This is a genomic window from Bacillus sp. FSL K6-1003, from assembly GCF_037964945.1.
Taxonomy (GTDB): Bacteria; Bacillota; Bacilli; order Bacillales; family Bacillaceae; genus Bacillus; species Bacillus mojavensis.
Genome location: NZ_CP150176.1, coordinates 2,851,301 through 2,871,963, shown reverse-complemented (window position 1 = coordinate 2,871,963; position 20,663 = coordinate 2,851,301). Strand labels below are relative to the sequence as shown.

The window sequence follows — 20,663 nt, the reverse complement described above, 5'->3', positions numbered from 1 at the left end:
GGATGGGATCAATGGATCAATCAATCGCTGTAAAATCGCCTCTTACGTACGCGGAGGCATTGGCAAAAACCATTATAAACACGTACACAGTGGAGGAGCTGCCGCCTGCAAACCGCTGGCACTACCATCAAGGTGTTTTCTTATGCGGTGTATTGCGGCTGTGGGAAGCAACCGGACAAAAGCGATATTTTGAGTATGCGAAAGCTTATGCAGATCTCTTAATTGATGATTATGGCAATCTATTATTCAGAAGAGATGAGCTGGACGCCATTCAAGCTGGTCTTATTCTTTTTCCATTATATGAACATACGAGTGATGAGCGGTATGTAAATGCCGCAAAAAGGCTGCGAGGACTATATGGAACGCTGAACCGGACGTCTGAGCAGGGGTTCTGGCATAAAGACGGCTATCCTTATCAGATGTGGCTTGACGGCTTATATATGGGCGGGCCGTTTGCGCTGAAATATGCCAACCTGAAGCAGGAGCCAGAGCTGTTTGATCAGGTCGTGCTGCAGGAATCACTGATGAGGAAGCATACGAAGGACTCAAAAACAGGACTCTATTATCACGCCTGGGATGAAGCGAAAAAAATGCCTTGGGCGAATGAAGAAACAGGCTGTTCGCCAGAATTCTGGGCGCGTTCTATCGGCTGGTACGTCATGTCTCTCGCTGACATGATTGAAGAGCTGCCGAAGAAGCATCCAAACCGTCGCGTATGGAAAAAAACGCTTCAGGACATGATTGAAAGCATTTGCCGCTATCAAGACAAGGAGACGGGGTTATGGTACCAAATCGTTGATAAGGGCGACAGGTCCGATAACTGGCTGGAAAGCTCAGGATCCTGCCTGTACATGTACGCAATCGCAAAAGGAATCAATAAAGGATATCTTGACAGAGGTTACGAAACAACACTGTTAAAGGCGTATCAAGGCTTGATTCAGCATAAAACCGAAACAACAGAAGACGGTGCGTTTCTCGTCAAAGATATTTGTGTCGGAACGTCTGCCGGTTTCTATGACTATTATGTCAGCCGCGAAAGAAGCACAAACGATCTGCACGGGGCCGGTGCGTTTATTTTGGCCATGACAGAGACGGAGAGTCTTTTTAGGACAGTAGAAAAATGACGACAGGTTTACGTACGGCTTTCTGTGTGATCGTCTCAGTGCTCTTTTTGGCATCATGCTCAAGCAGGCCGGACGGATTGCATGTCATCCTCTTTTCTGATCTCCAGGCAGGCGTACAAGAAAAAATAAAAGAGGCAGCTGGGCAGGGGACCGGAAAGGTGGATATCTTTCCTGTTTTGCCGGAAAAGCTGCTGACTGAAGTTACGGCTCACGAGGGTGACGTCTTTATCGTGCCTGAAGACTTGTTTGCAGCATACGATGATCCAGAAAATTTTCAGCCGTTAGACGAATTGCCAGTGGAAAAAACATCTCCTTATACAGCCGTAAATCAAAAAACGGGAGAAAAAACAGTCTATGCCGTTCGGATTGAGAAAGGGGAAAAACAGCTGAACGGCTATTCTTTTCGGCTGAATCGAAATATGGCGGCGTTTATTCCTGTATACTCCGAAAAAACAGAGGAAGCGCTGCAGCTGATTTCCCAATTAACAGAAGTCCGATAGGGGTGGGGACCATTGAAAAGCATCGTCATTTGCGGAGTAAGCAGCAGAGCCCTCAGCATGTTTATCAAACCGCTGCTCAAACAGTTTTCAACCATTTATGAAATTACGGGATTACTGGATGCCGATCCGAAACGATTTGCCGTCTGCAAAGAGGCATTTCCGGAGCTTGCACACGTACCGGAGTATAAAGAAGAAGATTTTGACAGTATGATGAGCGTTTCGAAGCCAGACATTGTTATTGTGACAGGAAGGGATGACACCCATGTCACCTATATATTGAGAAGCCTTCAGTGGGATACGGATGTCATAACGGAAAAACCGATGGTAACGACGGTGCAGGATGCAAAGCGGGTGCTTGAGGCAGAAGCGAAAAGCAAAGGAAAGGTTACTGTCGCGTTTAATTACCGTTACAGCCCGTTTCATCGGAAAATCAAAGAGATGATTTTAGAAGGAAAAATAGGAAGGGTCACCTCTGTGGATTTGAATTGGTATATTGATACCTATCACGGCGCCAGCTATTTTAAACGCTGGAACCGATCCAGGCAATTTTCCGGCGGTCTTTCTGTCCATAAATCCACTCATCATTTCGATCTGGTGAATTGGTGGCTCGGCCAAAACCCGGCGGAGGTATTTGCTTACGGCGAGTTGAATTACTACGGGCCGGACAGTGAGTGGAATCCGCTGCCGGAAGAAGATGGGCGTTTTTGCGGCACATGCCGGGTCAAAGAGAAATGCCATTACTATGCAAGATGGCATCCCCGTGCTTCTAAAGCTTCTGTAAAGGATGATCATCTCAAGGCGGATGCAGACCAATCAAGCTTATATACCGCATATCGCCCTGACGCGTGCATTTTTGACGATGAGATCGACATTGAGGATACCTATGTGGCGGCTGTCAAATATGACGGCGGTGCGCTGTTAAGCTACTCGATCATATTTTCCGCTCCATACGAAGGCTATCGCCTTACGATAAACGGCACAAAAGGACGTATTGAATCAAATGAATTCCATGAGCCTTCCAGAATCCCGTTTGCTTTTCCCGAGCAGACGATTGAGTATTATCCTCTTTTTGAATCGAAGCAAACCATTCAAGTCGTCAAAAATGAGGGAGGGCACGGCGGAGGAGATCCGCTTTTGCTTGCTGATCTATTTATAGGCAAAGATCCGCTGCGCCAGTATGACATTTTGGCCGGAGCCGAAGCCGGAGCCTATTCTATCGCGGTCGGTGAGGGAATATGGCGCTCCGTTGTTGAAAAGAAACCAATTGATATTAAACAGCTTTTCCACATGCAAAATGTATAAAAGCGAAAAGGAGGGGCTTTCGTGGAGCATGACGGATCAATGGCACGGGTGCTGCGTTTTTGTGAATGGATCATGAGGTTTGCGTATACCAATTTGCTTTGGCTGCTTTTTACCATCATCGGTCTCGGAGTGTTCGGTGTCATGCCCGCGACTGCTGCTTTGTTCGCTGTCATGCGAAAATGGATTCAGGGTCAGGATCACATTCCGGTGCTGCCGACATTTTGGCGGGAATACAAAGCTGAATTTCTCCGTTCCAATCTGATCGGTGCTGTACTGGTGTTAATCGGTTTGATCATTTATATCGATTTGGCCTTTATTTACCCAAGCCACTTCTTATTGCATATCCTGCGCTTTGCCATTATGATATTTGGCTTTCTGTTTGTATCAATGCTTTTTTATGTGTTTCCGCTGCTCGTCCACTTTGAATGGAAGAAGCGCCTGTATTTTAAGTTTTCCCTCTTGCTGAGTGTGGCGTACTTACAATATACGCTCGTCATGCTTGCGCTGACTGTTGCGCTCTTTTTCCTGCTTGCTTATCTGCCGGGAATTGTCCCTTTTTTCAGCGTCAGTCTCATCAGCTACTGCCACATGAGGATTGCTTATGCCGTCTTGGTGAAGCTGGAGCAGCAGGATCATGAGCCGGCAAAGAAACATCCTACACCAGAAGCTTTGCATCCGGAGACGAGATAAACATTTCTCTATCATATATTGATTCCAAATGGAATAGGGTGATAGAGAAAGGAGAGCGGATAAATGCTGAAGGTGGCAGTGTTTGATGAAGAGCATGAAAAAGATTTACAAACGGAGATCAATTCGTTTTTAAAAGGAATATCGGAAGAGCAGCTGGTTGATATCAAATATACGGTTTCAGCGGCGTGCGACCCTGAAGGCGAGCAGCTCTACTGTTTTTCCGCACTCATTCTATATCGAAAATAAAAAAGATCTTTCCGCGTACTGCGGGAAGATCTTTTTTATGGTTAAGCCTTTTTCACTCTTGGGCTTCTCGGTTTCTGGAATTTCTCTGCTGCTCTGATTTCTCTTCGTTCTCTTGCCAATGCTTTATAAAGAGCAGCAATCATGAGCAGGATAACAATTGAAAACGGCAGTGCCGCCAAAATCGCTGTGTTTTGCAAAGCAGCAAGTCCACCGGAATACAAGAGCGCAGCTGCCATAGCAGACTGAATGATACCCCAGCTGAATTTGACTGAGTTAGCCGGGTTTAATGAACCGTATGTCGTCTGCATACCCAGCACAAATGTCGCTGAATCAGCTGATGTGATAAAGAACACGGCGATCAGGATCAATGCCAGGATAGACGTGATCATTGTCAGCGGATAGTGATCCAGTGTTCCGAACAGCATCGTTTCAGAAGACTGCTTCGCCACATTAAAGATACCTTTTTGCTGAAGGTCCATTGCGGAAACACCGAAAATGGAGAACCATAGGAAAGCCAAAATACATGGTGCCACCAGGACGCCGATCAAAAATTCACGGATTGTCCGGCCTCGGGATACACGAGCGATGAAAATGCCGACAAATGGAGACCAGGAAATCCACCATGCCCAATAGAAAATCGTCCAGCCGTTGATCCATTCACGTTTGCCTGGATCGTTCGGCGCCAGTCTGAAGCTCATTTGAACAATGTTTTGAATATACTGCCCAATTGAATCTGTAAGTGAGTTCATGATCAAAACGGTAGGTCCGACAACCAGCATAAACAGCATCAGCAATCCGGCTAGCACCATATTGGTGTTGCTTAAATACTTAATGCCTTTTCCGAGCCCGCTCCAAGCCGATAGTAAAAAGAGCACTGTTACAATAACAATCAAAATCAATTGAACGATAAAATGATTCGGAATTCCGAATAGGTAATTCAATCCGCCGTTAATTTGAGTTGCGCCGATCCCCAGACTCGTTGCAACGCCGACAACTGTAGCGAAAACAGCGATACAGTCAATCAGTTTACCGATCGGGCCGTTTACTTTATCGCCGAGAATCGGAGTCAGTGTGCTGCTGATTAATCCAGGCGCGTCTTTGCGGAATTGAAAATATGCGATACATAATGCCACGACGGCATAAATGGCCCAAGCGTGCAGTCCCCAGTGGAAAAACGTGTACCGGAGCGCATCTCTGAAGGCTTGGGGGGTTTCTGTTTCACCTGATGGAGAGCTAATTGCGTAATGGCTGATCGGTTCAGCCGCACCATAGAATACTAAGCCGATTCCCATGCCTGCACTGAACAGCATGGCAAACCAAGATAATAACCCGAATTCCGGTTTTTCATCCGGTTTCCCCAGTTTAATTTTTCCAATCGGGCTGACAATTAAAAAGAGACAGAACCCGACAAACAAAGAGACAACTAATAGATAATACCAACCAAATGAATCTGTTATAAACGATTGTGCCGATTGAGACACGTTTTGCAGGCTGTCCGGAGAAATAACGCCCCACAAAACGGCAGCGGCTGTGATGACAATCACAATCCAAAATACACTAGAAATATTCTTCAAACATTCTCACCCTCTGACTTTTTTGTGTACGCCTATATCTTCCTCGCAGGCTTAGTATGGTCGTACGATGGCAGATCATTCCTTCCTGTAAATTACCCCGCAATCAGGTGAAACAAAACAAATCTCACCCTATCATTTTTGCGGGAAATTTTCAAATGCCCGGCATGCTGTAAGTGTTTGGAAAATCTCGTGTTTAAGTAAGGGAAAATCGTCCGGCATTCAGTCCGGCAAGTCTGCCCGTGACGAGCGCAGATGTAATATTGTATCCGCCTGTATAACCGTGAATATCTAAGATTTCGCCGCAAAAATACAGGCCGTCCATTTTTTTAGACGCCATCTTTTTCGGGTCAATCTCCTTCACCGATACACCGCCTCCTGTGACAAACGCTTTGTCAAGTGACAGCGTGCCGTTTGCGAGAACGGTAAATTGCTTGCAGTCTTTGACAAATTGTCTGAAAGGCTCCTTCGGCAGCTCAGAAAATGATATGTTTGGCGAAATGCCGTTTTTTTCGAGCAGGAAAAGGAGGTAGCGCTCCTGCATCCAAGGCTTCAGCACATTTTTTAACGCTTTTTTCGGCGCATCCTTCAGCTCCTTGTGCATCTTTTGGAATAACGTTTCTTCATTGATATCCGGAAACAAATCAATTCTGACGGGCACTTCAGGCTGTTTTTTCAGCTCTTTCACGATAAACTGGCTGCACCTGAGTATGGCGGGGCCTGAGAGGCCGAAATGAGTAAACAGCATGTCCATCTTATGTGTGACAATGGCTTTGCCCTTTTTGTTTAACACACTGACGGCGACATCTCTGAGCGATAAACCCTGCAATGTTTTTTTCTTAATAAACGGCTCGGCAGATGTGACGGGCACCTCTGTCGGGAACAGCTCTGTTATTGTGTGGCCTGCGGCTTCGGCCCATTCATAGCCGTCACCCGTGCTGCCGGTATGGGGAACGCTTTTTCCGCCAACCGCGATAATGACTGCCTGACTATGAATCACTTCGCCATTATTCGTCACAATGCCTGCCGCATGTCCATCTTCATATGTAACAGATTTGATTTTTTCGTTCGTTCTAATCGTCACACGCAGCTGTTTCAGCCTGTTTAACAGCGCGTCGACAACACTTTGCGCTTTGTCTGTCACCGGAAACATCCGGCCGTGATCCTCTTCCTTCAGTTTGATCCCGAGATTTTCAAAAAACTTGATAATATCTTCATTATTAAATTCGGAAAACGCACTGTATAAAAAACGGCCGTTGCCGGGGATGTGCTTAATAATTTCTTCGAGAGGAAGGCGGTTCGTCACATTGCAGCGGCCGCCACCGGATATGGCAAGTTTGCGGCCTAACTTGTTTCCTTTATCTATTAACAAAACGTCAGCGCCCTGTTCCCCGGCTGCGATGGCAGCCATCAGACCTGAAGGGCCTCCGCCGATTACAATTACGTCATACTGCTTCATCTTTATCATCAACTTTCTTTTTACATTTCGTGTGCGGAACGCTGTCCGCAGTACTATTATAGCGAAAGACAGGTTCTGCTTAAACGTATTTTGCCGCAAACTTGTATTCTTCCCTGAGATTGCTTTTGTATTTATTACCGTCTATATGCCCATTTGTGGTAAAATAGAAAAGTTGAATCTTCGTAGAAAATGGTGATGAGGAAACATGTCAAGCAAACTGTTAAGAGGCACGTTTGTGTTAACGCTCGGTACATATATTTCACGGATACTGGGAATGGTTTATTTAATTCCTTTCAGCATCATGGTCGGAGCGACAGGCGGTGCGTTATTTCAATACGGATACAATCAATACACTTTATTTTTGAACATTGCCACAATGGGCTTTCCAGCCGCCGTTTCTAAATTTGTTTCCAAATATAATTCCAAAGGGGATTATGAAACAAGCAGAAAAATGCTGAAGGCGGGCATGTCGGTTATGCTTGTAACGGGAATGATTGCCTTTTTCATATTATATTTATCTGCTCCGTTTTTTGCGGAAATATCGCTAGGGGGCAAAGATAATAACGGTTTGACGATTGATCATGTCGTATATGTCATCCGCATGGTCAGCTTAGCGCTTTTAGTTGTGCCGATTATGAGTCTTGTGCGCGGATTTTTCCAAGGTCATCAAATGATGGGGCCGACGGCTGTCTCTCAAGTTGTTGAGCAGATTGTCCGTATTATCTTCTTATTGAGTGCTACCTTCTTGATTTTGAAAGTCTTAAACGGCGGCCTTGTGATCGCTGTCGGTTATGCAACCTTCGCAGCGCTGATCGGTGCCTTCGGCGGGCTGATCGTATTGTATATTTATTGGAACAAGCGAAAAGGCAATCTGCTGGCGATGATGCCGAATACGGGGCCTACAGCAGATTTAAGCTACAAGAAAATGTTTTTCGAGCTCTTCAGCTATGCCGCTCCCTACGTGTTTGTCGGACTAGCCATCCCTTTGTATAACTATATTGATACAAATACGTTTAACAAAGCGATGATTGAAGCGGGACATCAAGCGATCAGTCAGGACATGATGGCCATTCTGACACTTTACGTGCAGAAGCTCGTGATGATCCCGGTTTCTCTAGCGACGGCATTCGGACTGACCTTAATTCCGACGATCACAGAATCGTTTACAAGCAGAAACTACAAGCTGTTAAATCAGCAGATCAATCAGTCGATGCAGACGATCCTGTTTTTAATTATTCCGGCTGTTGTCGGTATATCGGTATTAGCAGGTCCTGTGTATACGTTCTTTTACGGATCAGAGAGCCTTCATCCTGAATTGGGGAAAGACATCCTGTTTTGGTATTCGCCGGTTGCGATCTTGTTCTCTTTGTTTACTGTCAACGCCGCCATATTGCAGGGCATCAATAAGCAAAAATTTGCGGTTGTCAGTCTGGTGATCGGTGTCGTGATCAAACTTGTGCTGAATGTCCCGCTGATTAAGCTGATGCAGGCTGACGGTGCCATTTTAGCTACGGCACTCGGGTATACTGCCTCACTGATATACGGATTTACCATGATCAAACGGCATGCCGGCTATTCGTACAAAATATTAGTGAAGCGGGGCCTTCTGATGCTGCTCTTGTCAGCAGTGATGGGGATAGCTGTTAAAGTCGTCCAGTGGGTGTTAAGCTTTTTCATCTCCTTCGAGGATGGCCAGCTGCACGCTGCGATCGTCGTGCTGATTGCGGCTGTGATCGGCGGAGCTGTCTACCTGTATTGCGCTTATCGTTTAGGTTTTTTACAGAAAATATTCGGCCGCCGTTTACCGGGGTTCTTAAAGAAAGGCAGACATGCCGCTGAGTAACAGAATATGTTGAAACGAGAGGGCTCGCTTGATGCGGGCTTTCTTTTATAGAAAGGAGAGATTGGCATGAGACTAGATAAGCTGCTTGCCAACAGCGGGTATGGCTCGAGAAAAGAGGTCAAATTGATTGTAAAAGCGGGAGCCGTCATGGTCGACGGAAAGCCGGCAAAAGATGTCAAGGCACACGTGGACCCTGATGCACAGGAGGTGACCGTTTATGGCGAGCCGATTGATTACCGCGAGTTTATTTATATCATGATGAATAAACCGCAGGGCGTGCTGTCAGCGACTGAGGACAGCCGGCAAAAGACAGTGGTCGATTTGCTGACGCCGGATGAACTTAGATTTGAGCCGTTTCCTGCCGGCCGGCTAGATAAGGATACAGAAGGATTTCTTTTGCTGACAAATGACGGTCAGCTCGCTCACAGGCTGCTATCGCCGAAAAAGCATGTTCCGAAAACGTATGAAGTCCACTTAAAGTCGCAAATTTCGCCAGAAGATATCACCAGCTTAGAGAATGGGGTATTTATTGAAGGCGGCTACAAAACAAAACCGGCACAAGCAGAAATAAAGGCAAACGACAAAGAGCATACCGTGATATATCTGACGATAACAGAAGGAAAATTTCATCAAGTCAAACAGATGGCAAATGCTGTCGGCAATGAAGTCATTTATCTGAAGCGGCTCTCAATGGGACGCGTATCCTTGGATCCTGATCTAGCGCCGGGAGAATATCGTGAGCTTACAGAAGAAGAACTTGAAAGGCTGAACGAGCCGCAAGTATGAAAAAATCCCGCATCTCACATGCGGGATTTTTATTATATATAAGCATACAAAAACAAGGCTGAGAACGTCCTCGCCCTGTATCTATCAGGCCGCTCACAGGGCGGCCCTATGTAATTTTTAATGTTATGAGGTAATCTTTACTTTCTTTCTCGTTGTCTCCCATTTGCCACGGCTTGGACTATGAACAAGATCATTATATGCTAACACATTTAAGTCTCTTTGAATCGTTCTAGGTGTAATGCCGAATTCGTCAACCAGTTCCTGTGTTGTCACAAGACCTTTTTCTTGGATAAACATGTAAACTGATTTAATTCGAGTTAGCATACGGTTTGTTGAAGGTTTCAAAAAACCACTCCCTATCATAAGATCGGATGGACTTGACTAACCACAACTCACGAAATCAACTGCGTACGAATAGCAACTAAGGCAGACATCTGTAATGTTTAAATAATTTGCCTTCATTATACACGATTTCGCCGCAGTGAATCTAGGAATAAGTATGATAAATTTTTTCCAATTTGAGTTTGGCCGCCATCCTTGTTGGATTACTATGTACTGCAGCACAATATTATTATGGTTAAAGAAACTTTTTTTATTCTGTTTCGTATGTGACTTAGGGGGTGAGTGAGAGTGAGAATGTTGTTGGAAGCATCGATAGAGCAAGCAGGGTATACAAGCCGAAAAAAAGTGCTCACCGATGTTTTATTGGAAGTCAGAGAAGGGGAGCTTGTCGGATTAATTGGAGCGAACGGAGCTGGGAAAAGTACAGCCATCAAGGCGATACTCGGCCTCTCGCAAGACTTTAAAGGGACGATCGCTTGGAATGATTGCTCGTTTGCTTATATTCCAGAGCACCCGTCCTTTTATGAGGAATTAACGCTGTGGGAGCATCTCGATCTGATCAGCACTTTGCACGGCATTGATCAGAGTGAATTCGAATATCGGGCTCAAAGTCTTCTTGAAACCTTTTCGCTTGATCATGTCATGCATGAGTTGCCGGTGACATTTTCAAAGGGCATGCAGCAAAAGCTGATGCTGATTCAGGCCTTTCTTTCTAAGCCTGATATGTATGTGATTGATGAACCGTTTATCGGCCTTGACCCGATTTCGACAAAACGCTTTGTGGACATGCTGAAGGCTGAGAAAGAAAGGGGAGCTGGCATTCTCATGTGCACACACGTACTTGATACCGCTGAAAAAATCTGCGACAGGTTTTACATGATTGATAAAGGTTCTTTGTTTCTTCATGGAACTTTAAAGGATATTCAAGCGCAGACAGGGTTAGACGGGCAGTCATTGCTTGACTGTTTTTATACGGCGATTCAAGGAGGAAAGGCATGAAGGGGCGGTCTCTCTTTATTCGAAGATGGCTGGATTTTTATCGATATCAGTTTAAGGTGCTGCATGCTGTCATTGATTGGACGGTTGCGCTCTACATTGTCCTGCCGGCGCTTGCTTTTGTGATTTATCAGTATGTGGAGTGGGCGAACGGAAGCGGCCTTCTTTACGAGTGGTCTGAGAGGGTCGAATGGAGATGGTTATACGCTGTCGGTATACTGATTGTTTGTACAGGCTCCATACATACGTTTTTACTGGAAGCGGACCAAGTGTTTTTACTGCAAAAGAAAGCGATCATACGCCAGATGAAACAATACGCATTGGTGTATTCCTTATTGTTCACGCTCGCCAAATGGCTCCTGCTCTTTTTTCTTTTACTTCCCTTTATCATTGATTCTGTACGCGTCACGATTTCAGAAAGCGCTTCTCTATTGATCTATGCATTCGGTCTTCATACGGTCTTTTTATCCATGAAGCAGGAAAGGATCAGGAAACCAAGATCTATTTGGAGGCAGATCACGGCCTTTTTTCTCAAGGCTGGGCTCTTTGCGTGTTCGTTTCTCATGATTACCTTTACTGAGTGGCACTTGCTTTCGCTTGTCGGTGTTATGTTTTTTATTTTTGCTTACATACGCAGTTTGAAAAAGACGGCTTCGTTTTCGGCTTTTGAGGCTGAGGTGCTTGAGGAGAGAAAAATCAGGCTCACTCTTGCAGGTCTTGTAATGATGACAAGCCAGGATGTGAGAATGCCGAGAGTAAAGGACAGGATGAGGAGAAAACCACTATTATTCCGGAATTCAAAAAGGATATTTAAGAAACGGACAACGTATACAATCTATAAAGAATTGTTTTTTAAAGTCATGCTGAGGAATGGGGAGTATGCGAGGCATCTGTATATGCTTTTGTCGGCTTTTGCGATTTTAACGATCGTTTCCCCCATCTTTCTTAAGGTGGTTGCGCTGCTGGTTTATACAGGTGTTTGCCGTTACGTGCTTTCGCTAATTTTTGACAAAGTGATGGATGCGCCGATCTTAATTGGGGCTGATAAGGAAAGTGATGAATATTACCGGGCCAGAAAAAGCTGTGTGAACACGCTGCACTATGCTTGTGTTTCCTGCTGCTTTTTAGCGGCCGTTATCTCTTTTTTGATGAAATAAAAACCCAAACGGATGCCGTTTGGGTTTTCTGTATGTTATAGAATAAATAGCTGGATGAAAAACAGAACGGCAAAAACAAGGACGAGCGGATGAATGTCTCTCCATTTTCCCCGTGCTGCTTTCACAATCGGATACGAAATAAAGCCAAGGGCAATTCCTGTGGAAATGCTTGATGTAAGAGGCATGGTCAGAACAACGAGAAATGCCGGAAATGCCTCGTCCATCTCCTTCCAGTTAATATTCGACACCGAACCCATCATCAGGCTGCCGACAATAATCAAAGCCGGTGAGGTGATGGCGGATATGCCGGATAAGGCGCTGACAAGCGGACTGAAAAACATCGAAGCTGCAAACAATACCGCGACAGTGAAAGACGTAAGACCTGTTCTTCCCCCGGCTGCGACGCCAGCTGAAGATTCGATAAACGCGGTTGTCGGACTTGTGCCGAAAACAGCACCGACTGTGGTTGCCGTTGAATCAGCCAGCAGCGCTTTGCGCGCGTTCGGGAGCTTGTTGTTTTTCATCAATCCGGCCTGCTCGGCCACACCAATCATTGTACCGGTCGTATCAAAAATCGTTACCAGCAGAAATGAAAACACGACAGCGTACAGGCCGTGATGGATCACATCGCCAAAAGCGGAGAACGGATTTGAAATAATCAATCCCTCAGGCAAATGCGGAAAAGACATAAAGCCTTTAGGAAAATGCAGCTGGCCGGTAAAAAACGCAATCAAAGCGGTAGCCGCCATTCCGATAAATAACGCTCCGCTTACATTCAGCACCATCAAGATCACACTGATCAATAAGCCGATCAGCGTTAAGATAACCGCTGGCGAATGAAGGTTGCCGAGTGTGACCAAATTTGATTTATCAGCTGTAATAATTCCTGCCTGCCGTAAACCGATAAACGCAATAAAAAGCCCGATCCCTGTTGTGATGCCGTATTTTAAATTGTTTGGAATCGCTTCTATCAGTTGTTTTCTTAAAGGCGTTAACGATAGAATAATGAAGAGAACCCCTGCTGTGAATACTGCGCTGAAAGCTGTTGCGTACGTGATGCCGCCGCCGCTTGCGCCTACAACGTGATAGGCTAAGTAAGCGTTTAAGCCCATGCCGGGCGCAATGGCAATCGGATAATTTGCAGCCAGGGCCATCCACAGCGTTCCGACAATGGAGGCGATAATTGTTGCGGTAAAGACCTGGTCAAAAGGAACTCCGGCATTAGCTAAAATAACCGGATTCACCACTACAATATAGACCATCGTGAAAAAGGTCGTCAGTCCAGCTATGATTTCTTGTTTAATCGATGTTTGCTGCTCTTTTAGATGAAACATAGTATCCTCCAATTACGAACGTTTTAACAAAACACCATTAATATTATTCGTTTTATTTAGTTTTTGCAAGTGATTTATTGCAGAAAGGGGATCGTTATGAACTGGGAAGTCGAAGTGATCAGAAAAAAAGATGATTTGATTCGCGATACGCAGGAATTCTTGAGAATCAACAGTGTAATGGACGAGACAACAGCCGGGCCCGGCAAACCATTTGGAGAAGGGGTAAATGCCAGCTTGACCTCTTTGCTTGAGCTTGGAGAGAAAGAAGGATTTACCACAAAAAATCTTGACGGGTTCGCCGGTCATATCGAATGGGGTGAGGGTGAAGACATTGTCGGCGTTCTATGCCATGTTGATGTTGTACCGCCCGGAGACGGATGGACAAGTGACCCGTTTTCAGCGGACATCCGAAACGGACGGATTTATGCAAGGGGTGCCATTGACGACAAAGGTCCGACGATGGCTGCGTTCTACGCGCTGAAAATCGTCAAAGACATGAATCTGCCGCTGTCCAAACGTGTCAGAATCATTATCGGAACAGATGAAGAAAGTGATTGGAGATGTGTGGAGCATTATTTCAAGCACGAAGAAATGCCGACTCTCGGTTTTGCGCCAGATGCTGACTTCCCGATTATTAACGCGGAAAAAGGGATTATTGATGCTTCACTTCTCATCCCGCACCACCATACAAATAAAGCCGCTTCAGAAACAGTTCTTGCCTCGTTTACATCAGGTCTTCGCTTAAACATGGTGCCAGACGCTGCGGAAGCCGTTCTCGAAGGATCAAATATAGAAGAGGTTCTTGCCTCATTTCAAGACATGCTCCGCGCGACGGATCAAAAAGGTGCAGCTGAGATTGAGAACGGTCAGCTGATATTGCGCATGCACGGACTTTCCTGCCATGCGATGGAACCGAACAATGGAGTGAATGCCGGCATCAAACTGGCAGAATTTTTGAGCCAAACTGAGCTGGATGAAGCAGGACAACGTTTTGTTCAAGTTGTGACAGATAAATTCTCAGATGATACAAGAGGAAAGAAACTGAATATCGCCTGTGAGGATGACATTAGCGGAGAGCTGACATTAAATGTTGGAACACTCCGCTATACAGAAGGGCAGGGAGGCGAGCTTGGAATCAATATCCGCTATCCTGTAACAGCGGAAAGCAAAATGATCCGCGATGCATTTGAAAGCGCAAGTGAATTTGAGCTTGGAGAATTTAAAGACAGCAAGCCCCATCATGTATCAGCAGACCATCCGCTAGTCAAAACGCTCCAAAAGGTATATGAAGGCCAATTGGGCAAAAAAGCTGATTTAATTTCAATCGGCGGGGGAACTTACGCGAGATCTTTGGAGGCCGGCGTTGCATTCGGACCGCTGTTCCCCGGACGTCCCGACAGTGCGCATCAAAAGGACGAATATATTGAAATTGATGACCTCCTCAGAGCGACTGCTTTATATGCGCAGGCCATCTACGAACTTGCAAAATAAAAGGACCGGCTTCTTCTGAAGCCAGTCCTTTTTTTACACAAATGACCATAAATCAGTTGATAAATAGCGTTCTCCGGTATCAGCTGTCATACAGACAACAACTTGATCAGGAGAGAGACGTTTGGCTGCTTCAATTGCTGCGAAGCAGGCAGCGCCTGAAGAAGGCCCGACGAGAATTCCTTCCTCCGCAGCTAGGCGTCTGGTTGTCGTATACGCATCCTCATCAGTGATTTTGATAATTTCATCATACACATCTTGATTTAAAACGGGAGGGATGAAGCCTGGGCTTGTCCCAACCAGCTTATGCGCACCCGGTTTTCCGCCAGATAATACCGGGGACCCCGCAGGCTCGACAACATGAACCAAAATATCCGGAAACAGTTCTTTTAGCGCTTCACCGGTTCCTGTAATGGTTCCGCCAGTACCGGAAGAAGCTACAAAAGCGCCTAGCGGTTTTCCGATTTCTTTTATTGCCCGGGCAATTTCAAGAGCAGTTGTTTTTCGATGCGCGTCAGGATTAGCAGTATTATCAAACTGCATTGGAATGAAGCTGTTCGGAATTTGTTCGGCGAGCTCTTTTGCTTTTTTTATGCTGCCGGGCATTCTTTCCGATCCGGGAGTTAACACAACCTCTGCACCGTAGGCTTTGAGGAGGTTGATCCGCTCCTTCGTCATTGTATCCGGCATTACTAAAATCGCTTTATAGCCGCGGGCCGCCGCATTCATGGCGAGTCCGATTCCAGTATTTCCGCTGGTCGGCTCAATGATAACTGAGCCAGGCTTGAGTAAGCCGTTTTGTTCTGCTTCTATGATCATATTGTAAGCGGCTCTGTCTTTCACACTGCCGCTTGGATTGAAAAATTCAAGTTTTAAATAGACTTGTGCTGCGTTTTCCGGCTGAAGCCGATTCAATCTCACAAGCGGAGTATCTCCTATAAGATCAGAAGTGTTTTCAACGATTTTCAACATTGTCATTCCTTTCTGAATAAAACAAGTGTCATATAATATCCTAACATAATAAACGTTTGCGCGAGAGTGTTTTCATATGCGGTTCCTCTATTCGCGCAGCCTCTTTATTGATAAAATAATAGCAGTCAAAGAAGGGAGTGTCAGACGGATGTCAGATATCCGGCCTCATTATTTCATCGGCGTGCCCATTCCGCCGGAAATTGCAAATCCGATTTACCAGGCTGCAAAAAACGAGCCAGCGCTCACATTTCAAAAATGGGTGCACCCGCTTGACTACCATATCACGTTAATTTTTCTCGGTGCGGCGGATGAAGCGCAAATCAATCAGCTTGAAGGCTCGCTTGCCGAGATCGCTTTAGATGCCAATCCGTTTACAATTGAATTTGACAAAATAGATGTGTTCGGAGACCGAAGGCAGCCGCGCGTATTGCATTTGGAGCCGAAGGAGAATACAGCGCTCGAAACACTGAGGGCGCATACAAAACAAGCTGTTCTTCAAGCAGGCTTTAAAGTGGAAAAGAGAGCGTATCATCCCCATATGACGCTGGCAAGAAAATGGACAGGTCAAGAGGGATTTCCGGCGCATGTCCCGTTTAAAAGCGGTGAAGTTTCAACGGCTATTGAACGATTTTCACTATTTCAGATACACTTAAATCAATCACCAAAATATGAGGAAAAATTCAAATTTCCTTTAACTTAATTCATGCGGAGTGGAGAAACAAAATGGCACAAATCATCAAAATATATGATTATATATCGAGATACGAACTTGATCCGTACCATTATATGAATCAGTTTATACGGCTGAAAAAAGAGCGCTGGCTTTCACTATTAGAAGCAGCGGAGCGCCAGCATGAAGAAAGACAAGCCAATGCTGAACAGCCGGAACCGGTGCAGAAACGGAAGAAATTTTCATTGAAAAGAAAAAAAGAAGAGATAGAAGCCGATATACAAGAAGAGAGACACCAATGGTTTGAGGAAGAAGACGATCTAAATGTAAGGCTGCCGAAAAGCAAGATGGCACTTGCTTCCTTTTATAAAAGACATTTATATGAATTTCAGCTCAAATGGGCAAGCTCTACGCTTTCCGAGATGTCAAATCTGTCAAACCAGGTGAAGCAGGACCGCATTTTGCTTTTTCTGGCCCAGCAGCTTCCAGATTCTTATTTTATTATGTATAAGCCTGTGCTCAAAATTCAGCAGGCGGCAGTAGAATTAAGCATAGTGATCATTTCACCTCTTGACATTTACTGCGTTTCTTTTATAGATGCAGAGGAAGACAGTGTGTACATAGGATCTAAACATCGTTTTTGGGAGAAGAAAACAGGCTCTCAGACTGAATCGGTATTAAATCCGGCGTTGAGTCTGTTTCGGACGGGATCTGTTGTGTCGAAGATCGTAAAGGAAAAAGGCGCTGATATTCCGGTATCGAAATTACTCCTGAGCAGAACGTCATACATCGATTACCCCGAACCGCCGTACGGTCTGGAAATAGTGGACAAACGGGGCTTGGCGGAATGGATGGAGAAGCAGAAGAAAAACACTGCTCCGATAAAACATCATCAATTAAAGGCTGCAAAGGCTATGTTGTCTTATTGCCTGTCAGACTCCTATCGCAGACAAGAGTGGCTGGAGTAAAGCAGAACGATTTGAGCGGTTTTCTCATAACATAAGCAGGTGAGAAAGATGAGCCAATGGTTTTTTATTATTAATCCGGCAGCAGGGCACCGAAAAGGCCTGCGTGTTTGGAAGTCGATACAAAAGGAATTACTGAAACGAAAGATTGAGCACCGCTCATTTTTAACTGAGCATCCGGGACACGCCGAGGTTCTCGCCCGGCAAATTTCAACGATGCAGGAATATAAGCTGAAACGCCTGATTGTTATTGGCGGAGACGGAACGATGCACGAAGTCGTCAACGGACTGAAAGATGTTGATGATATCGAACTGAGTTTTGTGCCGGCTGGCGCGTACAATGATTTTTCCAGAGGATTCTCCATTAAGAAAATAGACCTGATTCAGGAAATCAGACAGCTGAAGCGTCCGTTAACGCGAACGTTTCATTTAGGAAGCGTTAATTTGCTTCAGGATAAATCGCAGGTTCTTTATTTTTTGAATCATATCGGAATCGGCTTTGACGCATACGTCAATAAAAAGGCATTGGAATTTCCATTCAAACGGGCGATCCATTTTCTGCGCCTCCGCTTTCTTGTCTATCCGCTATCCCATTTGTACGCGTCGGCTACCTTTAAGCCGTTTTCGTTGGCTTGTACAATTGAAGGAGAGACACAGGAATTTCATCATGTCTGGTTTGCGGTCGTCTCCAATCATCCGTTTTACGGAGGCGGCATGAAGGCGGCCCCGCTTGCGAATCCGCGCGAACAGGCATTTGATATCATCATTGTTGAGAATCTGCCGTTTTTGAAAAAGTATTGGTTTTTATGCTTGATGACATTTGGAAAACACACCAAAATGGACGGCGTGACGATGTTTAAAGCGAAAGACATTACGTTTTACACGAAGGACAAAATTCCGTTCCATGCCGACGGAGAAATCATGGGTACAACCCCATTCCGTCTGGCATCGAGTCCCTCACCGTTACGGATCAAAACATAAACGTTTTTGGAGGAGAGAGATTCTGATGGTCAGTATCCAACGCCGCTTTGAAGCGTATGCCGATGAAATGAATATCATTACGGTTCTGATCCCTGCTGATCAAAAAGATACCTTTACGCCGCCTTTTCAGTTAGAGACAGATACAGGGGAAATTCCTCTGACAGTCAGTCAGGAATGGAAAATAGAAGGGAAATACAAGTATGTATGTGTAGCTGAGCAGCCGGTCACTTTCGGGAAAACGCATTATGTCAAAGCATCCGGCGGCGGAGTAACCGATCTCCAAATCGGGGCAGTGATCAGGACGGATCCGTTTGATGCTGCATTTTATTATGACGGAGAGCTCGGAGCTGTTTACACTTCGGATTATACTGAATTTAAAGTATGGGCGCCTGCTGCGACGTCAGCTGCCGTCAAGCTGTCACATCCCGAAAAAAGCGGGCATACGTTCCAAATGACAAGAATGGAAAATGGAGTATACGCCGTTACAGTGGTTGGAGATCTGCACGGCTATGAGTATGTGTACCGGATCTGCAACAATTTAGAATGGACAGAAACGGTGGATCCGTATGCAAAGGCTGTGACTGTCAACGGAGAGAAGGGGGTCGTGCTGCGCCCAGATCAAGCAAACTCGGCTCCTTCGCTTACACCATTTTCAGACCCCGTTGATGCCATTATTTATGAGATGCACGTCCGTGACTTCTCCATTCATGAAAACAGCGGTATGCAGAACAAGGGGAAGTATGCGGCGCTTGCTGAAACTGGCACTCAAACGAAAAATGGCAGTTCTACAGGACTTTCTTATTTAAAAGAGCTTGGCGTTACGCATATCGAGCTTTTGCCGGTAAACGATTATGCCGGAGTTAATGAAGAAACCCCGCTTGCCGCCTACAATTGGGGCTATAATCCGCTTCATTTTTTCGCCCCGGAGGGAAGCTATGCCTCCAATCCTCACGACCCTCAGACAAGAAACAAAGAAGTAAAACAAATGATTCACACCCTGCATCGGCATGGCCTGCGTGTCATCCTGGATGTTGTTTATAACCATGTATATCAAAGAGAGCACTCGCCCTTTGAAAAAACGGTGCCCGGTTATTTCTTCCGGCATGATCAATTCGGGATGCCTTCAAATGGCACCGGCGTCGGGAATGACATCGCCTCAGAAAGGCGGATGGCGAGAAAATTCATTACGGATTGCGTCATGTATTGGCTCAAGGAATACGATGTCGACGGCTTCCGCTTTGATCTGCTCGGCATCTTAGATATCGAAACGGTTCTTCATATAAAAGAAAAAGCATCTGAGGTAAAGCCCGGAATCCTTCTCTTTGGGGAAGGCTGGGATTTGGCAACACCGCTGCCGCCTGATCAGAAAGCGACATTGGCGAATGCCTCAAAAATGCCGGGCGTCGGTTTTTTTAATGATTCGTTTCGTGACGCTGTTAAAGGGAATACCTTTCAAATCGCGGCATCGGGTTTTGCCCTTGGGAATGGCGAAAAAGCGGAAACAGTCATGCATGGGATTGCCGGATCTTCCGGATGGAAAGAGACCGCTCCGCTTGTGTCTGCGCCGAGTCAATCTATCAATTATGTCGAGTCGCATGACAACCACACATTTTGGGATAAAATGAGCCTCGCGCTTCCACAAGAAAGTGACAGCCGAAAGAGAAGCCGGCAAAAGCTGGCGACTGCAATCATTCTGCTGGCCCAGGGAGTTCCGTTTATTCACAGCGGACAGGAATTTTTCCGGACGAAGCAGGGGGTGGAAAACAGCTATCAATCCAGTGACAGCATCAACCAGCTGGACTGGTCGCGGCGTGAAACATTCAAGCAAGATGCTGATTATGTCCGCAGGCTGATTTCGCTCAGAAAAGCGCATCCGGCATTCCGGCTTACGTCATCAGCGGATATTCAGCGCAGCCTTGAATGCCTGGCTCTCAAAGAGCACCTTATTGTATACCGGCTGTTTGGCCTCGGCGCAATCGACGAATGGGAAGAAATCATTGTCCTCCATCATGCCAGCCCTGATTCTGTTACATGGCAGCTGCCGAAAGATAAGGCTTACCGGCTTCTATGTGATACTGACGGGTTTTGCGCTGATCCGGGAGAAATCAAGAAAGCGGTTGCTGTAAACGGCATCGGAACGGTTATCTTATATTTAGCATGAGATCTTACGAGTTTTGCTTGACGAAGTTTGTGCTATAGCGCTAAAATTTAAAAGACGGCTATTGATTAGCATATGA

Annotated in this window: 19 protein-coding genes; 14 read left to right on the top strand and 5 right to left on the bottom strand. The window is 45.7% G+C overall.

Annotation, left to right across the window (positions count from 1 at the left end; all coding sequences use genetic code 11):
- Positions 1-2: 2 nt before the first annotated feature.
- The 5 genes from rmgQ to NSU16_RS14665 all read left to right on the top strand — a co-directional run bounded on the left by rmgQ (position 3) and on the right by NSU16_RS14665 (position 3,862).
- Positions 3-1,124 carry an unsaturated rhamnogalacturonyl hydrolase gene (rmgQ, locus tag NSU16_RS14685; protein ID WP_339191338.1) on the top strand — a complete coding sequence of 374 codons (1,122 nt, stop codon included), beginning with the start codon at positions 3-5 and terminating at the stop codon, positions 1,122-1,124.
- Positions 1,121-1,624 (top strand): lipoprotein YteS, encoded by a 504-nt coding sequence (locus tag NSU16_RS14680; protein WP_339191336.1) that lies wholly within the window; start codon positions 1,121-1,123, stop codon positions 1,622-1,624. Before rmgQ ends, NSU16_RS14680 begins: the two co-directional genes overlap by 4 nt.
- 12 nt (positions 1,625-1,636) lie before the next feature.
- Positions 1,637-2,926, top strand: coding sequence for a Gfo/Idh/MocA family oxidoreductase (locus NSU16_RS14675; RefSeq protein WP_326196351.1), 1,290 nt, complete (start codon positions 1,637-1,639; stop codon positions 2,924-2,926).
- Positions 2,927-2,947: 21 nt separating this feature from the next.
- Positions 2,948-3,616 (top strand): YesL family protein, encoded by a 669-nt coding sequence (locus NSU16_RS14670; RefSeq protein WP_168748553.1) that lies wholly within the window; start codon positions 2,948-2,950, stop codon positions 3,614-3,616.
- A gap of 63 nt (positions 3,617-3,679) precedes the next feature.
- Positions 3,680-3,862 carry a sporulation protein Cse60 gene (locus tag NSU16_RS14665; protein ID WP_003325003.1) on the top strand — a complete coding sequence of 61 codons (183 nt, stop codon included), beginning with the start codon at positions 3,680-3,682 and terminating at the stop codon, positions 3,860-3,862.
- 41 nt (positions 3,863-3,903) lie between these two features.
- On the opposite strand, the gene NSU16_RS14660 is transcribed toward NSU16_RS14665, so the two are convergent.
- Both NSU16_RS14660 and NSU16_RS14655 read right to left on the bottom strand, forming a co-directional pair.
- Entirely contained in the window at positions 3,904-5,436 is a 1,533-nt protein-coding gene (locus NSU16_RS14660; RefSeq protein WP_044153788.1) for a BCCT family transporter, read from the bottom strand.
- 193 nt (positions 5,437-5,629) lie between these two features.
- Positions 5,630-6,892 (bottom strand): NAD(P)/FAD-dependent oxidoreductase, encoded by a 1,263-nt coding sequence (locus NSU16_RS14655; protein ID WP_339192696.1) that lies wholly within the window; start codon positions 6,890-6,892, stop codon positions 5,630-5,632.
- Positions 6,893-7,097: 205 nt separating this feature from the next.
- Here NSU16_RS14655 and NSU16_RS14650 point away from each other — a divergent pair, with 205 nt between their 5' ends.
- Together NSU16_RS14650 and NSU16_RS14645 are read left to right on the top strand one after the other, a co-directional pair.
- Positions 7,098-8,735, top strand: a complete 1,638-nt coding sequence (locus tag NSU16_RS14650; RefSeq protein ID WP_010331530.1) for a polysaccharide biosynthesis protein — start codon at positions 7,098-7,100, stop codon at positions 8,733-8,735.
- Positions 8,736-8,801: 66 nt separating this feature from the next.
- On the top strand, positions 8,802-9,521 hold the full coding sequence (locus tag NSU16_RS14645; RefSeq protein ID WP_339177724.1) for a pseudouridine synthase: 720 nt from the start codon (positions 8,802-8,804) through the stop codon (positions 9,519-9,521).
- 123 nt (positions 9,522-9,644) lie between these two features.
- On the opposite strand, the gene NSU16_RS14640 is transcribed toward NSU16_RS14645, so the two are convergent.
- Positions 9,645-9,866 carry a DeoR family transcriptional regulator gene (locus NSU16_RS14640; protein ID WP_003152337.1) on the bottom strand — a complete coding sequence of 74 codons (222 nt, stop codon included), beginning with the start codon at positions 9,864-9,866 and terminating at the stop codon, positions 9,645-9,647.
- Positions 9,867-10,151: 285 nt separating this feature from the next.
- Between NSU16_RS14640 and NSU16_RS14635 the strand changes: the two genes are divergently transcribed.
- Both NSU16_RS14635 and NSU16_RS14630 read left to right on the top strand, forming a co-directional pair.
- Positions 10,152-10,862: an ABC transporter ATP-binding protein gene (locus NSU16_RS14635; protein ID WP_010331528.1), complete on the top strand. Its 711-nt coding sequence runs from the start codon at positions 10,152-10,154 to the stop codon at positions 10,860-10,862.
- Positions 10,859-12,016 (top strand): ABC transporter permease, encoded by a 1,158-nt coding sequence (locus tag NSU16_RS14630; RefSeq protein WP_339191335.1) that lies wholly within the window; start codon positions 10,859-10,861, stop codon positions 12,014-12,016. Before NSU16_RS14635 ends, NSU16_RS14630 begins: the two co-directional genes overlap by 4 nt.
- Before the next feature lie 35 nt (positions 12,017-12,051).
- Here NSU16_RS14630 and pbuO read toward each other — a convergent pair whose 3' ends face one another.
- Positions 12,052-13,350 carry a hypoxanthine/guanine permease PbuO gene (gene pbuO / locus NSU16_RS14625; protein ID WP_268445377.1) on the bottom strand — a complete coding sequence of 433 codons (1,299 nt, stop codon included), beginning with the start codon at positions 13,348-13,350 and terminating at the stop codon, positions 12,052-12,054.
- Between the two features lie 96 nt (positions 13,351-13,446).
- Here pbuO and pepV point away from each other — a divergent pair, with 96 nt between their 5' ends.
- Positions 13,447-14,841, top strand: coding sequence for a dipeptidase PepV (gene pepV, locus NSU16_RS14620; protein ID WP_339191333.1), 1,395 nt, complete (start codon positions 13,447-13,449; stop codon positions 14,839-14,841).
- Positions 14,842-14,874: 33 nt separating this feature from the next.
- Here the strand turns inward: pepV and cysK are convergent, their stop codons facing one another.
- Positions 14,875-15,810, bottom strand: a complete 936-nt coding sequence (cysK, locus tag NSU16_RS14615; protein WP_029441392.1) for a cysteine synthase A — start codon at positions 15,808-15,810, stop codon at positions 14,875-14,877.
- A gap of 148 nt (positions 15,811-15,958) precedes the next feature.
- Here cysK and thpR point away from each other — a divergent pair, with 148 nt between their 5' ends.
- The 4 genes from thpR to pulA are packed head-to-tail and all read left to right on the top strand — an operon-like array spanning position 15,959 to position 20,587.
- Entirely contained in the window at positions 15,959-16,510 is a 552-nt protein-coding gene (thpR, locus tag NSU16_RS14610; protein WP_339191331.1) for an RNA 2',3'-cyclic phosphodiesterase, read from the top strand.
- Positions 16,511-16,533: 23 nt separating this feature from the next.
- Positions 16,534-17,448 (top strand): hypothetical protein, encoded by a 915-nt coding sequence (locus NSU16_RS14605; RefSeq protein WP_339191329.1) that lies wholly within the window; start codon positions 16,534-16,536, stop codon positions 17,446-17,448.
- A 48-nt stretch (positions 17,449-17,496) separates the two neighbouring features.
- Positions 17,497-18,426, top strand: a complete 930-nt coding sequence (locus tag NSU16_RS14600; RefSeq protein ID WP_010331522.1) for a YegS/Rv2252/BmrU family lipid kinase — start codon at positions 17,497-17,499, stop codon at positions 18,424-18,426.
- A gap of 25 nt (positions 18,427-18,451) precedes the next feature.
- A complete protein-coding gene (gene pulA / locus NSU16_RS14595) occupies positions 18,452-20,587 on the top strand; it encodes a type I pullulanase (RefSeq protein WP_339191327.1) in 2,136 nt (711 codons plus the stop codon).
- Positions 20,588-20,663 lie beyond the last annotated feature (76 nt).